At 71.9% G+C, this 14612-nt stretch carries 10 protein-coding genes and 1 tRNA gene; 4 read left to right on the forward strand and 7 right to left on the reverse strand.

Features of this window, described 5'->3' with window-relative positions; translation table 11 throughout:
• Positions 1-7: 7 nt before the first annotated feature.
• Positions 8-1237: a sugar ABC transporter substrate-binding protein gene (locus EDM22_RS04945; protein ID WP_122935963.1), complete on the reverse strand. Its 1230-nt coding sequence runs from the start codon at positions 1235-1237 to the stop codon at positions 8-10.
• A gap of 272 nt (positions 1238-1509) precedes the next feature.
• On the opposite strand from EDM22_RS04945, the gene EDM22_RS04950 reads away from it, so the two are divergent.
• Positions 1510-3189, forward strand: coding sequence for a glycoside hydrolase family 13 protein (locus EDM22_RS04950; RefSeq protein WP_245989209.1), 1680 nt, complete (start codon positions 1510-1512; stop codon positions 3187-3189).
• Between the two features lie 600 nt (positions 3190-3789).
• Here the strand turns inward: EDM22_RS04950 and EDM22_RS19315 are convergent.
• The 5 genes from EDM22_RS19315 to EDM22_RS19460 all read right to left on the reverse strand — a co-directional run bounded on the left by EDM22_RS19315 (position 3790) and on the right by EDM22_RS19460 (position 8378).
• On the reverse strand, positions 3790-6114 hold the full coding sequence (locus EDM22_RS19315) for a M23 family metallopeptidase (protein WP_138708031.1): 2325 nt from the start codon (positions 6112-6114) through the stop codon (positions 3790-3792).
• Between the two features lie 254 nt (positions 6115-6368).
• A complete protein-coding gene (locus EDM22_RS04965) occupies positions 6369-7196 on the reverse strand; it encodes an inositol monophosphatase family protein (RefSeq protein ID WP_122935967.1) in 828 nt (275 codons plus the stop codon).
• 134 nt (positions 7197-7330) lie between these two features.
• Positions 7331-7412, reverse strand: a tRNA-Tyr gene (locus EDM22_RS04970).
• Positions 7413-7525: 113 nt separating this feature from the next.
• Entirely contained in the window at positions 7526-8209 is a 684-nt protein-coding gene (locus EDM22_RS04975; RefSeq protein WP_122935968.1) for a PH domain-containing protein, read from the reverse strand.
• Between the two features lie 4 nt (positions 8210-8213).
• The gene (locus tag EDM22_RS19460; RefSeq protein WP_170964024.1) at positions 8214-8378 is read right to left on the reverse strand and encodes a hypothetical protein; all 165 of its coding nucleotides are present in this window, start codon (positions 8376-8378) and stop codon (positions 8214-8216) included.
• A 227-nt stretch (positions 8379-8605) separates the two neighbouring features.
• On the opposite strand from EDM22_RS19460, the gene EDM22_RS04980 reads away from it, so the two are divergent.
• On the forward strand, positions 8606-9622 hold the full coding sequence (locus tag EDM22_RS04980; protein WP_122935969.1) for a LacI family DNA-binding transcriptional regulator: 1017 nt from the start codon (positions 8606-8608) through the stop codon (positions 9620-9622).
• Between the two features lie 116 nt (positions 9623-9738).
• Here the strand turns inward: EDM22_RS04980 and EDM22_RS04985 are convergent, their stop codons facing one another.
• Complete coding sequence (locus tag EDM22_RS04985; protein WP_122935970.1) at positions 9739-10893, reverse strand: ROK family transcriptional regulator; 1155 nt, start codon at positions 10891-10893, stop codon at positions 9739-9741.
• A gap of 127 nt (positions 10894-11020) precedes the next feature.
• On the opposite strand from EDM22_RS04985, the gene EDM22_RS04990 reads away from it, so the two are divergent.
• Together EDM22_RS04990 and EDM22_RS04995 are read left to right on the forward strand one after the other, a co-directional pair.
• Positions 11021-13177, forward strand: a complete 2157-nt coding sequence (locus EDM22_RS04990; protein WP_122935971.1) for an alpha-galactosidase — start codon at positions 11021-11023, stop codon at positions 13175-13177.
• Positions 13178-13292: 115 nt separating this feature from the next.
• Positions 13293-14612 carry an ABC transporter substrate-binding protein gene (locus EDM22_RS04995; protein ID WP_122935972.1) on the forward strand — a complete coding sequence of 440 codons (1320 nt, stop codon included), beginning with the start codon at positions 13293-13295 and terminating at the stop codon, positions 14610-14612.

The following is a 14612-nucleotide window of genomic DNA, read 5'->3' on the forward strand; positions in this document are numbered from 1 at the left end:
CCGGTCGTTACTTGATCGCAGCCTGCACGTCGCTGGTCAGCTTCTGCCAGGTCGCGACGGGGTCGGCACCGTTGATGATGTCGGCCTCGGCGATGCCCCAGTACTGCCACACCGAACCCATGGCGGGGATGGCGGGCATCGGAACGGCCTCGGCACCGACGGCCGCGAAGCCCTCGATGATCGGGTCGCTCGAGGCGGTCTCAGCGGCAGCCGAGAGCGCGGGAAGGACGTTGCCGGCCTTGAAGAGCTCGAGCTGCACGTCCTCGGTGCCGATGTAGTTCACGAGGAAGTCGTTCGCGGCGACCTTGTTCTTCGACTCCGAGGAGATGAAGAAGCCCTTGACGCCGGCGAACGGCGACGCGGCCTCGCCGGTCGGGCTCGGGACGGTGTCGATCGCGACGTTGATGCCGGCGTCGGTCGCGGCGCCCACGTTCCACGGGCCGGTCAGCCAGAAGGCCGCCTTGCCGTCGATGAACGCCTGCTTGGCGATGTCGCCGTCGATGTCGGTGTTGAAGACGCCGGTGCCGTTCTTGCCCTGGCTGCCGAGCCACTTCGCGAACTCCTCGCCGCCGGCGCTGCCGAGCTGGAGGTCGGTGGGGTCGTAGCCCTGGTCGTTGGTGCCGAAGACCGGAGCGCCGAAGGCGGTCTGGAACGGGTAGAGGTGGTAGGGGTTGCCCTCTGCACCCTGCTCGACGACGAACGGCTGGGTGAGGCCCGCGGCCTTGCCCTTGGCGATCATGTCGTCGAAGTTCGTGGCGGCCTCGGGGACGAGGTCGGCGTTGCGCAGCACGGCGATGTTCTCGACCGCGTAGGGAAGCATGTAGGTCGTGCCCTCGTAGGTCGACGCGTCGATCGCGACGGGGAGGTAGTCGGCGGCCGAGTCGCCGAGCTCGATCGGCGCCACGACGCCGTTGGTCGAGAGCTCGCCCAGCCAGTCGTGCGCGCCCATGGTGATGTCCGGGCCCTTGCCCGTGGGGACCTGCTGGATGAAGTCGTCCTTGATGTCGGCGTTGTCCTTGCCGACGAGGTCGACCTTGACGCCGGTCTTCTCGGTGTACGCGTCCGCTGCGCCCTGCAGCGCGTCGACACGCTCCGCGTCGACCCAGACCGTGAGCGTGCCGCCCGCGCTGTCCGTCTTGTCGGCCGCGCCGCTGCCGCCTGCGCAGCCGGCGAGGCCGAGCGTCACGACGACGGCAGCTGCGCCGGCCGCGATCAGGCCCTTCTTGTTCACCCGCATTGGTGTGCCCTTCTCAGTGTGCGTGAGACCGGCGCCTTCGCCTGGTGAGGGAGCTGTGATCCCTGTTCCGGATGCCGGAACCGCGCACCGAGTTCGAAAGGCCGTTCTTCCGTGTGGAGTACTCGCAATGTGCAAGCGATTACAGGTATACCCTGTCGCGCGCGTATTACCAAATATGGACTCCAGCATCGATACCGGTTCGTGACCATCGGGTAACGGCCAAGTGCTGCAAGCGTTTCCATGATGTGACGAGATGTCGTATGGTGTCCGTCATGACTTCCGAGTGGTGGCGCACCGCCGCGATCTACCAGATCTACCCGCGCTCGTTCGCCGATTCCAACGGCGACGGCATCGGCGACCTCGCCGGCATCCGCTCGCGCCTGCCCGAGCTCGCGCGCCTCGGGATCGACGCGGTCTGGCTCTCGCCCTTCTACACCTCCCCGCAGCGCGACGCCGGTTACGACGTCGCCGACTACTGCGACGTCGACCCGCTCTTCGGCACCCTCGACGACTTCGATGCGATGCTCGCCGAGGCGCACCGGCTCGGGCTGCGCGTCATCATCGACCTCGTGCCGAACCACTCGTCCGACCAGCACCCGTGGTTCCAGGAGGCGCTCGCCGCCGCTCCCGGCAGCGCTGCGCGTGGCCGCTACCTGTTCCGCGAGGGCAAGGGCGAGCACGGCGAACTGCCGCCGAACAACTGGAACTCGATCTTCGGCGGTCCCGCCTGGACCCGCGTTACCGAGGCCGACGGCCGACCCGGCCAGTGGTACCTGCACCTCTTCGACAGCTCGCAGCCCGACTTCGACTGGACCAACGAGGAGGTGCGGGACGAGTTCCGCCGCATCCTGCGCTTCTGGCTCGACCGCGGCGTCGACGGCTTCCGCGTCGACGTGGCCCACGGCATGATCAAGGCCGACGGGCTGCCCGACTACACGCCGCCCGCCGACGCCGGCAGCATGGGCGGGGCCGCGTCGGCCGGTGCCGGTGTCGCGCTCGAGCCCGAGATCAGCGACGAGGGCGACGGCGCCCCGTACTGGGGCCAGGACGGCGTGCACGAGATTTACCGCGACTGGCGCAAGCTGCTCGACGAGTACCCCGGCGAGCGCATCCTCGCCGCCGAGGCATGGGTCGACCCGCTGCCGCGCGTCGCCAAGTGGGTGCGCCCCGACGAGATGCACCAGGCGTTCAACTTCGGCTACCTCGAGACGCCGTGGAGCGCGCCCGCCCTGCGCAGCGTCATCGACGACTCGATCGCCGTGTTCGGCGCGGTCGGCGCGCCCAGCACCTGGGTCCTCTCGAACCACGACGTCGTGCGTCACGCGTCGCGGCTCGCGCTCACCGCCGACAGCCTGCAGGGCCACGGCATCGGCCCGAAGAGCCCCGGCCTGCCCGACCCGGTCGTCGGCCTGCGGCGTGCGCGCGCGGCATCCGCCCTCATGCTCGCCCTGCCCGGCTCGGCCTACCTCTATCAGGGCGAGGAGCTCGGCCTGCCCGAGGCCATCCACCTGCCCGACGACGCCCGCCAGGACCCGACGTGGGCCCGCACGAACGGCGAGCGCTACGGGCGAGACGGATGCCGCGTGCCGATCCCGTGGGAGGCCGACGCCCCCGCCTTCGGCTTCGGCCCCGCGGATGCCGCGTGGCTGCCGCAGCCCGCCGAGTGGGCCGGGCTCGCCCGCGACCGCCAGCGCGGCGTCGCCGGATCGACCCTGTCGCTCTACGAGGACGCACTGCGCCGGCGCCGCGAGTTCGAGCTCGCCACGGGCACCGTCGAGTGGCTGCGCGGGTTCTCGCCCGACGTGGTGGCGTTCCGCAACGGACCCGTGATCGTCGTGGCGAACACGGGCACCGAGCCGGTCGCCCTGCCCGACGGCGAGGTGCTGCTCGCGAGCGACGACGTCAGCTCGGGCACGCTCCCGGGCGACACCACCGCCTGGCTGCGCGCCTGACGGGCCGGCGTCCCAGCGTCCGGCCGATCTGGTAGCGCGAAGCGCCCCCGCCGATCGAGTAGCGCGAAGCGCGTATCGAGATCCGCTCCGCCGATCGAGCAGCGCCAAGCGCCCCCGCCGATCGAGTAGCGCGAAGCGCGTATCGAGATCCGCCCGCCCGATCCCCCGCCCGAGACGCCGGCCCCGCATCGCATCGGTCGGCGGCCTGACCGCCTCCCCCGGCGCACAACTCCGGATCTCGGGTCGGACGCGCCGAGACCGGCACCCGTCGAGCCGCGTGGCGGGCGCCGGCATCCGGAGTTGTGCACCTCGGCCCGGGACTGGCGCTGCCCCTGTGCCGGGGCGATGAGGAGCGGGCGGACGGCGTTTCGACGCCCTGCGCGGGGCCTGGATGCGGCCTGACGGGCCTGCTCGGCCGGCCGGGACCGGTGCAAGGGCCTCGATACGCGCTTCGCGCTACTCGACCATCGGACCGGTGCGAGAGGCCTCGATACGCGCTTCGCGCTACTCGACCAGCGGCGCCGCGTGCGGGCCTCGATACGCGCTTCGCGCTACTCGACCGGCGGCGCTACCGGCGGCGCGGCACGCGGCCGCCTCCGCTCAGTTGGTGTTCTCGTAGAGCCAGACGAGCGGGTCGACCCAGTAGCCGTCCTTGCCGCCGATGCGAATCTCGAAGTGAAGGTGGGGGCCGGTGGACATGCCGGTGTCGCCGGTGTTGCCGACGATGTCGGCCACCTTGACCGTGTCGCCCACCTCGAAGCGGCGCGAGCCGTACTCCATGTGCGCGTAGACGCTCGTGATGACCTGGCCGTCGATGACGTGGTCGATCATCGTGACGACGCCGAGCGAGCCGCCGTCATCGGTCGACTCCGAGACGACTCCGTCGGCGATGGCCTGGATCTCGGCGCCGAGGCCGGGGTTGAAGTCCTGCCCGTGGTGGTCGCTCGAGCAGCCGGCGCAGTCGCGGTAGCCGAAGCGGTCGCCGATGTGCACGCCGACCGCGAAGGGCCACTGGATCGTGCCGTTCGGGTCGTTCGTGAACGTGGCCTCGGGGCGGATGCCGGCGGCGGCGGCGTACTCCTCGATCGTCTGCGCCTGGTACTTCTCGCGGCCGACCCCAGCGGCGGAGGCGCCGCCGGTGATGTCGACGCGCTGCCCGTCGACCGTGCCCGCCGGGCTGTTGAGCGCCATCGCCTGCACGTCCTCGGGGGTGAGGAGCGAGAGCGAGGGCACCGAGGTCGCGATGGCGAGCATTGCGGCGAAGCCCATCGCGACGAGGCTGATGGAGCGCGACACGATCGCCTTGCGAAGCGAACCGCGACGCGCCGGCGGACGCGACGCCGCGGCGCGAGCGGTGGCGGTGCGAGCGACCGCGGGCCGGAACGGCGCCAGGGGGACGTGGTGCGCGTCGTCGGGGGCGTCGAAGGCGGCGATCGAGTCGAAGACGGATGCCGCGGTGGGAACACCGGGCGCAGCCGCCGGACCAGCCTGCTCGCGGGTCGGGGCGGCGGGCGCCACGTGCGGCGCTTCGACGGCGGCGCTTCGATCGGGGCCGGACGCAGCGGGCGGGAGGGCCCGGGCGGATGCAGGAGCGACGATCGGCGCGGCGGCCACGGGCGCCAGGTTCGGGGCGGCGGCCACGGGCACGACGGCCGACACGGCCGGCGCGGCTGCCGCGGGGGCGACGGCAGCAACGCCGTCGACGTCTGGCGCATCGAAGGCGGCCAGGAGATCGAAGGCGGATGCCGCAGGCTCGACATCCGGGGCGGAGGCCGCGACCTCGGCCTTGCGGGCCTTCCGGCCCAGACGGCCCTTCTTGGGGGCGCGGGGCTCGCGGCGACCACGACGAGCGGATGCCGCGAACTCCTCGTCTGGAACGTCGACCACGCGCGTGGACCCGGTCTCACCGCCGGGAAGCAGCGCGACCCCGAGCAGGGCGGAGAACTCGTCGACCGGCTCGGGATCGGGATCGGGGCGCTCGGCGCCCCGGGCGCCGCGCACGGATTCGGATGAGCGCTGCTCGGTCGTGTGCTGTCGGCGCGCCCGCTCCTCGGCGGCACGCTGCAGCGCGGCCCGCTCCTCGGCGGCACGCTGCAGGGCGGCCCGCTCCTCGGCGGCGCACTGCTGCTGCTGCGCCACCCACTGCTGCTCGGCGATGCGCTCCTGCTCGGCGCGCCGCTCCGCGAGCCGCTGCTCGGCCGCGCGTCGCTCGGTCTCGCGTTGCTGCGCGACCCATTCCTGCTCGGCGACGCGTTCCTGCTCGGCACGCTGCGCGGCGAGCCGCTGCGCGGCCTCTTCTCGGACGGCACGCTGCTGTGCGGCCGCCTGCTCGGCCGCACGCTGCGCAGCCTCACGTTCCTCGGCCGCACGCTGCGCAGCCTCACGTTCCTCGGCCGCCCGCTGGGCAGCCGCCCGCTCCGCAGCCGCCCGCTCCTCGGCTACACGCGACTGCTCCGCGACGCGCTGCTGCTCGGCGGCCGCCAGTGCCTGCTCGGCAACGGCCCGGGCCAGCTCCGCCTGCTGCTCGGCGACGAGCGATTGCGCGACGCGCTGCCGGGCGAGCCACGCCTCGTGGTCGGCCTCGGGCGCACGCAGCACCCCGGCCTGCGAACCGCGGCCCTCGTCGGTCCAGGTGTCGCGGGCACGAGCGCGGGCGCCCCGGTCACGGCCCGACGGCACCGCCGAGATCACGCTCGTCCCCGAGACGGTCGGCTTCGCCGGCGTCAGCCCCGGGAAGAGCGCGTCGAACCCGTCGGGCTCCCCGGAAACGGCGAAGGCCGAGTCGGAGTCGACTCGATGGTCGACCGGCTCGGCCCGGTGGGCGTCACGCTCGCGAATCTCCCGGCGCGTCAGGGGTCGTTCGGACCGCAGAGGAGCCTGTGTGCCTGGCGTGGGACCGTCGGGCACGAGGGGGGACTCGAGCACGTGTTGGGGGCTTTCGGCGTCGGGGTTCGTCGGGTTGCGGAGAGGTGATCACCTCGGTGGGGAGACCGAGGTAACGGATCGGTAAAGCGTAACCGTTCTCGCGGGAGATCGCCACGTTGCACCGCCGGATCCGACCGATTCCGGGGGCGCTGACGGCGGCATCCGCAGCACGCCACCGATGGTCTCCGCAGGATCCCGCGGGAATCCGCAGGATCCCGTCGGGACTCGCGCGGAATCCGACGGATTCGTGACCCTCAGGCGCCCGCCTGCGCCTCGGCGATGAGCGCCGCGAGGTCGTCGTACACCGACGCCGCCGCGGCGATGAGCAGCTCCGAGCTCTCGGGCCCGCCGCCGGCACCGCCGACGATCGCGCCGGCCTCACGGGCGATGAGCGCACCCGCGGCGTGGTCCCACGGGTTCAGTCCCGACTCGTAGAAGGCGTCGAGACGGCCCGACGCGACCCAGCACAGGTCGAGGGCGGCCGATCCGATGCGGCGGATGTCGCGCACGCGCGGCAGCAGGTGCAGCAGCGCCCGGGCCTGCCGCTGCCGCTGCTCGGCGGCGTAGCCGAACCCGGTGGCGACGAGGGCGCGGGAGAGCGCGACATCCGGATTCGGGTGGATCGCCACGCCGTTGCGACGCGCACCGCCGCCGGCGCTCGCCTCGTACACCTCGCCCGAGACCGGGTTCACGACGACGCCTGCGAGCGCACGCCAATGCGCGGGGTCCGGCGGCCCCTGCACGACCGCGACGCTCACCGACCACGCGGGGATGCCGTAGAGGAGGTTCACGGTGCCGTCGATCGGGTCGACGACCCAGTCGATGCCGCTCGTGCCGACGTGGGTGTCCTCCTCCTCGCCGAGGATCCCGTCGTCGGGCCGCGCGTCGAGGATGAGCGAGCGGATGAGCGTCTCGGTGTCGCGATCGACGGCGGTGACGACGTCGGTCGGAGTCGACTTCGTGGCCGCGATCGAGATGCCCTTCCGGCGTGCCTCGAGGGCGACTCCGGCGGCGCGCTCCGCGATGTCGCGGGCGAGGTCGAGCAGGGCGGCGGGGCTGGCGGAGGTCTCGTGCGCGGTCATGACCCCAACGCTACGCCGAGGCATCCGCCCGTGACCCGGCGCGACGCTCGGCGCCCGCCCGGCACCCGCCCGGCGCACGCTCGCACGCCTGGCGGGAAACGCGCGAGGCCCCGGCGAACCGGGGCCTCGATCGGTGGCGAGTGAGGGATTCGAACCCCCGAAGTCGTAGACAGCTGATTTACAGTCAGATCCCTTTGGCCGCTTGGGTAACTCGCCAGTCGCACCCGTCCGCGTTCTGCACACGACCGGGGGCCACACAAGGATACCCGCGGATGCCGCGCCGGAGAAATCGGCGCCGGGCCGGGCCGCGCGGGGCGCTCGAGCGACGCTCAGGTGCCGTCGTTCTCGTCGGTGGGAGGCGGCGGCTGGCGCCACCACGGGTCGACCTCGATGGGACGGGTGGGCTGCTCGCCGGTGGTCGTGGCGGTCTGCCACACCGGCCGGCGCATGGGCTGATCGAAGGGGTTCGTCTGCGGCGCCGGCTGGCGCACCGGCTCGAGGGGCCGGCCGCCGCCACGGAGTCCCGACCGCTGGATGACGCGCTGGATGGTGAGTCCGCGCTGGTCGGGCGAGCCGACGTAGCGGATCTCGCGGAGCCCCTGGTCCTGCGCGGCGGACTCGAAGATGAAGTGCCCGTAGTGGAAGATGCGGCCGATGATCGGCACGTGCACCGAGATGTCGAGGATGCGCGCGATCGGCATCGTGGCGATGTGCTGCGACAGGATGCCGTGCACGCGGAACACCCGCATGTTGGTGATGACGAAGCGGTCCATCTGCACGCCGAGGATGCGCCAGAGCGCGTGCACGGCGATCGCGATGGATCCGAGGATCGGGATCCAGTACCAGTCCTTCGGGAAGAACCCGGTGAGCAGCAGCACGAGCAGTGACGCGCACAGTTCGAGCACCGGAAGGACGAGCGCCGCCCAGTGCTTGGTCACCTCGTCGACGATCATCTCGCCCTCGTCGGCGATGAGATGCCGCTCGACGTGCGGGTCGAGCCCGAAGAGCGCCATGGCGTCAGGATGCGAGCGAGGTGAAGAACCTGCCCACGGCCTCGGCGCCGGCGAACACGGCGGCGAACGCGCCCTGCACGGCGTCGGCGGCGGCCTCGGGCCGGGTGATCAGGTAGAACAGGGCGAAGACCACGGCCAGCCCCACGACGATGCGCTTGACCCACTTCACGTGCTGCTTCCCTTCAGACCGGTGGTGGGCGAGCCGCCCCCCGCTGAGCAAGCCCCGAAAGGCCCTTGTCTACCGTACTGGGCGACGCGAGGCAACGCGCCGCGCGGGCGCGGCGAGTGGCGGATGCAACCCCGCACTCGGGGGGCACGGGAGCGCCGAGCGCGCGACGATAGGATCGAACGTCGTGTGCGGGCGGTTCCGAGAGGCCCCACGGCGGGCGAGGAGCGATGGCCGGCATCGAGGAAGTGGCGAAGCTCGCGGGGGTCTCCACCGCGACGGTCTCGCGCGCGCTCAGCGGCCGGGGCCACGTCTCGCCGGCGTCGAAGGCGAAGGTCGAGGATGCCGCGGCTCGGCTCGGCTACGTGGTGTCGTCGAACGCCTCGAGCCTCGCATCGGGGCGCACGCGCAACATCGGCGTCGTCATCCCGTTCCTCAACCGCTGGTTCTTCTCCTCGGTGCTCGAGGGCGCCCAGCAGGCGCTCCTCCGCCACGGCTACGACCTCACGCTGTACAACCTCTCCGGTGATGGTCGCGAGCGCTCGAGCGTGTTCGAGCACTTCCTCCTGCGCCAGCGCGTGGACGCGGTCATCGCGGTGTCCCTCGAGCTCACCGAGCACGAGGTGCAACGCCTGCACGAACTCGGCAAGCCCCTCGTGGGCGTCGGCGGTCCGATCCCGGGCGTGCGCACGCTCACGATCGACGACGTCGCCGTCGCCCGGCTCGCGACCGAGCACCTCATCGCGCTCGGGCACCGGCGCATCGCGCACATCGGCGGCGACCTCGAGTTCGACGTCGACTTCCACCTGCCCACGAACCGTCGCCTGGGCTACGAGGCGGCGCTGCACGATGCGGGCGTCGAGCCCGACCCGCGGCTGTTCGCGCCGGCCGACTTCACGATCGCGGGCGGCTACCACGCGGCGAAGCAGCTGCTCGGCGTGCCGCACGACCGACCCACGGCGATCTTCGCGGCTTCCGACGAGATGGCGATCGGATGCATCCTCGCCGCGCGCGACCTCGGCATGATCGTGCCGCGCGACGTGTCGATCATCGGCATCGACGACTACGACCTGTCGGACTTCTTCGGCCTCTCGACGGTGGCCCAGTTCCCGCGCGGGCAGGGCGAGAAGGCGGTCGAGATCCTGATGGAGCAGCTGGAGCCCGGCACCGAGCCGCCCACGCCCGACTCGACGCCCCTCCCCTTCGAGCTGCGCGTGCGCTCGTCGACGGCGCGCCCGCCCGAGTGACCGGCACCGGCGCAACCGCACCAGGGAGTCGCCGGTAACCGCACGGAGCGGTGACCGGCAGGCGCCGGGCAGTCGGGGGCCGTGCCGCATCTGCGCAGTAGTAGCGCCGCGGCGCGCTACTGCGGCAGCCGCAGTCGTCCGAGCGCGGCCTGGATCGCGACGGCGGCCGCGCCGCGCGCCCATGACACGAACCCGGCGTCGTCGATGTGGATCTCGACGGGGGTCGCCTCGGGGTCGCGGTCCGCGGCGAGCGCAGCACGGGCCACGTCGCCCGCGACGTTCCAGAGCGCGATGCCCTCGCCCGAGAGCACCACGGTGTCGACCATGGCGAGGTTGGCGATGAACGCGAGCATGCGGCCGAGGGCGCGGCCCGCGGCATCCGTCACCGAGCGTGCGACCGGATGCCCCAGGGCCGAGAGCTCGAGCACCTCGTCGTAGGCCACCTCGCGGCCGAGGGCGACGCCCACCTGCGAGCAGATGCTCGGGATCGAGAGCATCGCAGTGGAGCAGCCGCGGTGCCCGTCGATGCAGAGCGGGCCGCCCGGGTCGAGCGGGAGGTGGCCGCCGAGGCCCATGCCCGTGTCGGGCGTGGTGACGACGCGGTCGTGCATGACCAGGCCGTAGCCGACGCCCGCGCCGACCGTGACGACCGCGAACGCGTCGTGGCCGCGCGCGGCGCCGAACCACTGCTCGGCGGTGGTGAGCGCGGTGACGTCGTTCTCGATGTCGACGGGCACGCCGACGCGCTCTTCGACGAGTTCGGCCAGCGGCACGCCACGCCAGCCGAGGAACGGGGCGCGCAGCACGACACGCTGGTCGGCGACGTTGCCGCCGATGCTGATGCCGACGCCGGCGACGCCGCGGTCGCTCTCGGCCGCGAGCTCGTCGATGAGGTCGGCGATCACGTCGACGACGGCGGCGGGGTCGTGGTCGTCGATCGGCCGCTCGGCTGCGGCGAGCGCGGTCGCCCGCAGGTCGGTGAGCACGCCCGTGGCGTCGTCGCCGGTCAGCTTCACGCCGATGATGCGGCGCGCGTCGACCTGCACGTCGAGCGGCTTCGCCGGGCGACCCATGGCGCCCTGCACGGGCTCCGCGGCCTCGACGAACAGGCCCTGCTCGAGGAACGGCTTGCTCAGGCGCGTGAGGCTCGCCGGCGAGAGTCCGAGGCGGCGACCGAGTTCGGCGCGCGAGATGGGCCCGTGGATGAGCACCTCACGGGCGAGCTCCCGCGCGGAGGTGCTCACCTCGGCGTCGGCGACCGTGTCCGTCATCGGACCTCCCAGCGCGTCGTTTGTTCCATTCTGGCATGAACTTGCATCGATTCAGGCGTCTACGGCCCCGATATTCCTTCCGCGTAGCACCTTGACAACCTAGTTATTTCTGTCGTAGAAATAACTCATGCAACGCCGCCCGGGTCTCGTCCACCTCCGCAACGGAGGCACCAGCGTCATCCTCGACGCCCGCCACGCCGCCCTTCCGGCGATCGTCGCGTGGGGTCCCGACCTGGGCGAGCTCATCGACGACGAGCTCGCGGCCCTCGGCACCGCGGCACTCCCCCAGCGCGTCTCGGGCGGCCTCGACCAGCCCGCGCCGCTCGCCGTCATTCCCCAGGAGGCGTCGGGCTGGCTCGGCACCCCGGGCCTCAGCGGCCACCGCGCCGGGCGGCACTTCTCGACCAAGCTCGTCACCGAGGCGATCGAGGTCGACGGGGCATCCGCCGTCATCACCGCGACGGATGCCGCAGCCGGCCTCTCGGCCACGATCGAGCTCGAGGTGACCAACGCCGGCTTGCTGCGTCAGCGCATCGCGCTCGAGAACCGCTCCCCCGAGCCGTACTCGCTCACCGCGCTCGCGCCCACGTTCCCCCTGCCGCGCGACCTCGACGAACTGCTCGACACCACCGGCCGCCACCTGCGCGAGCGCTCCCCGCAGCGGCACGCGTTCACGATCGGCACCCACGTGCGCGAGAGCCGTCGCGGACGCCCCGGCTCCGACGCGAGCCTCGTGCTGGCCGCCGGCCGCGCGGGCTTCGGCTTCGAGCGCGGTCTCGTCTACGCCGTGCACACCGCGTGGAGCGGCAACCACCGCCTGCTCGCCGAGCGCACGCCCACGGCAGAGTCGTTCCTCAGCGCGGGCGAGCTGCTCGGCGCCGGCGAGATCGAGCTCGCCGAGGGCGAGCGGTACACGACCCCGTGGGCGCTCGGCTCGTGGGGCGACGGCCTGAACGAGCTGGCGAAGCGGTTCCACGACGAGCTGCGCGCCCGGCCGCAGCATCCGCAGCGCCCTCGCCCGGTCACGCTCAACACCTGGGAGGCCGTGTACTTCGACCACGACCACGACACCCTCGTCGCGCTCGCTGAGCGGGCCGCGCGCGTCGGCGTGGAGCGCTTCGTGCTCGACGACGGCTGGTTCCTCGGCCGCCGCGACGACACCGCCGGCCTCGGCGACTGGGTCGTCGACACCGACGTGTGGCCCTCGGGGCTCGGTCCGCTCATCGAGCGCGTGCGCGGCCTCGGCATGGAGTTCGGCCTGTGGGTCGAGCCCGAGATGATCAACCTCGACAGCGAGCTCGCCCGGCAGCACCCCGACTGGATCCTCCGCGGCCGCGACGAGCTTCCCGTGCCCGCCCGCCAGCAGCACGTGCTCGACCTGGCGCATCCCGACGCCTGGCAGTACCTGCTCGAACGACTCGACGCGCTGCTCACCGAGTACGACATCGCCTACCTCAAGTGGGACCACAACCGCGACCTGCTCGAGGCCGGCGCCGCCGACACCGGCCGGGCCCGGGTGCACGACAACGTGCAGGCGCTCTACCGGCTGCTCGCCGCGCTCAAGCGCCGCCACCCGGGCCTCGAGATCGAGTCGTGCGCCTCGGGTGGCGCGCGCGTCGACCTCGGCATCCTCGAGCACACCGACCGCATCTGGACCTCGGACACGCTCGACCCGCTCGAACGCCTGCAGATCCAGAAGTACACCGGGCTCCTCGTGCCCACCGAGATGATGGGCGCGCACCTCACGAGCCCCGAGGTGCACTCCACCGGACGCGCGGTCTCGCTCGACCTCAGCGCCGGCGTCGCGCTCTTCGGGCACCTCGGCATCGAGTGGAACCTCACCGAGCTCGACGACGACGGACTCGACGCCATCGCCCGCTGGGTCTCCGTCTACAAGCAGCACCGCGCGCTCATCCACTCAGGCACCCTCGTGCACGGCGACACGGCCGATGCCACGACCGACGTGCGCGGCGTCGTGGCCGCCGACGCGGCATCCGCCCTCTTCACCTTCACGCAGGTCTCGACCAGCGTGACCTACCCGCCCGGCCGCTTCACGCTGCCGGGACTCGACGCCGACCGCCGGTACACCGTGCGGATCGTCGGCGGCAGCGTGGCCGACGGACCCGGCCAATCGCCGCTCCCCTGGGCCGAGCAGCCGATCCGGTTGACCGGCCGGCAACTCGGCACGGTGGGCCTGCAGGCGCCCGTGCTGTTCCCCGCCCAGCTCGTGCTGCTCGAGCTCACCTCCGCCCCTCCCGCCACCGACCACCCGTCGGTCGAGTAGGCGGAGCCGTATCGAGACCCCACCCGCACTCGCACCGAGGTCTCGATACGGGCTCCGCCCTCCTCGACCGGCACACCCCGACCAACAGACCACCATTCGCGCAAGGAGGCGCATCATGACCGATGACCCCACCCGCAGGCACCTCCATCGGAGGCGACGCGCTCGACGGCGCACCGCTGCCGCCGTCGCCGCCCTCGCGATCGGAGGGCTGCTGCTCTCGGGCTGCTCGGCCTCCGGCGGAGGCGACGGCAAGGTCACCCTGGACTTCTTCCAGTTCAAGGGCGAGGCGCTCGAGGACTTCGACCGGATCATCGCCGACTTCGAGGCGGAGAATCCCGACATCGACGTCGTGCAGAACCAGGTGGCCGACGCCGACACGGCGATCCGCACCCGCCTGGTGAAAGACGACGTGCCCGATGTGATCACCCTGAACGGCAACGGCGGCCTCGGCCAGCTCATGCGCGCCGGGGTCTTCCACGACTTCACGGGCGACCCGTTGCTCGAAACGATCAACCCCGCGGTGCAGCAGATCCTCTCCGACATCGGCTTCGCCGACGGCCAGGTCAACGCACTCGGCTACGTCAACAACGCGAACGGCGTGATCTACAACACGAAGATCTTCGAGGAGCAGGGGCTCGAGGTGCCCGAGACGTGGGACGAGTTCGTCGACGTCTGCGACAAGCTGCAGGCGGCGGGCATCACGCCGTTCTACGGCACGCTCGCCGACTCCTGGACCGGCCTGCCGTCGTTCAACGCGCTCGGCGCCTACCCCGCACAGGGCGACTTCTTCGACCGGATGCGCGAGGAGGGCGAGAACGTCGGCCCCGACTCGGAGGTGTCGTTCGAGAAGGACTTCCCCGAGGCGCTCGACCAGCAGTACCAGCTCTTCTCGTACGCGCAGGACGGCTACCGCGGCAAGACCTACGACGACGGCAACGCGGCCTTCGCCAACGGCGAGGTGGCGATGCTCATGCAGGGCATCTGGGCGATCAACCCGATCAAGGGCATCAACCCCGACATCGACGCGGCGATCTTCCCGTACCCGGCGACCGACGACCCCGACGACCGGCTGCTCGTCTCGGGCGTGGATGTCGCGGTGCTCATCGGCAAGGACACCCCGCACCTCGCCGAGGCGAAGCGGTTCGTGGAGTACCTGTTCCGGCCCGACGTGATCGAGGAGTTCGCGGCATCCCAGACCATGATCCCCTCGGTCGTCGACGCGAAGATCAGCGACGACCCGGCGCTGCAGTCGGTCAAGCCGTACTTCGACGAGAAGAAGATCACGGGCTTCATCGACCACCAGATCCCGCCGAGCATCCCGCTCGCGGCGATCATCCAGCAATTCCTGTTCGACGGCGACGCGGATGCCGCGTTGAAGACACTCGACAACGAGTGGGCGAAGGTCGCCGCCCGAACGATCACGAGCGGAGACTGA

This window comes from Agromyces tardus, assembly GCF_003710805.1.
Taxonomy (GTDB): Bacteria; Actinomycetota; Actinomycetes; order Actinomycetales; family Microbacteriaceae; genus Agromyces; species Agromyces tardus.

What these genes read in the sequence shown, in the direction of transcription:
- EDM22_RS04945 (WP_122935963.1), bottom strand. Translation starts at nt 1,237, where the DNA reads ATGCGGGTGAACAAGAAGGGCCTGATCGCGGCCGGCGCAGCTGCCGTC.
- EDM22_RS04950 (WP_245989209.1), top strand. Translation starts at nt 1,510, where the DNA reads ATGACTTCCGAGTGGTGGCGCACCGCCGCGATCTACCAGATCTACCCG.
- EDM22_RS04965 (WP_122935967.1), bottom strand. Translation starts at nt 7,196, where the DNA reads ATGACCGCGCACGAGACCTCCGCCAGCCCCGCCGCCCTGCTCGACCTC.
- EDM22_RS04975 (WP_122935968.1), bottom strand. Translation starts at nt 8,209, where the DNA reads ATGGCGCTCTTCGGGCTCGACCCGCACGTCGAGCGGCATCTCATCGCC.
- EDM22_RS04980 (WP_122935969.1), top strand. Translation starts at nt 8,606, where the DNA reads ATGGCCGGCATCGAGGAAGTGGCGAAGCTCGCGGGGGTCTCCACCGCG.
- EDM22_RS04985 (WP_122935970.1), bottom strand. Translation starts at nt 10,893, where the DNA reads ATGACGGACACGGTCGCCGACGCCGAGGTGAGCACCTCCGCGCGGGAG.
- EDM22_RS04990 (WP_122935971.1), top strand. Translation starts at nt 11,021, where the DNA reads ATGCAACGCCGCCCGGGTCTCGTCCACCTCCGCAACGGAGGCACCAGC.
- EDM22_RS04995 (WP_122935972.1), top strand. Translation starts at nt 13,293, where the DNA reads ATGACCGATGACCCCACCCGCAGGCACCTCCATCGGAGGCGACGCGCT.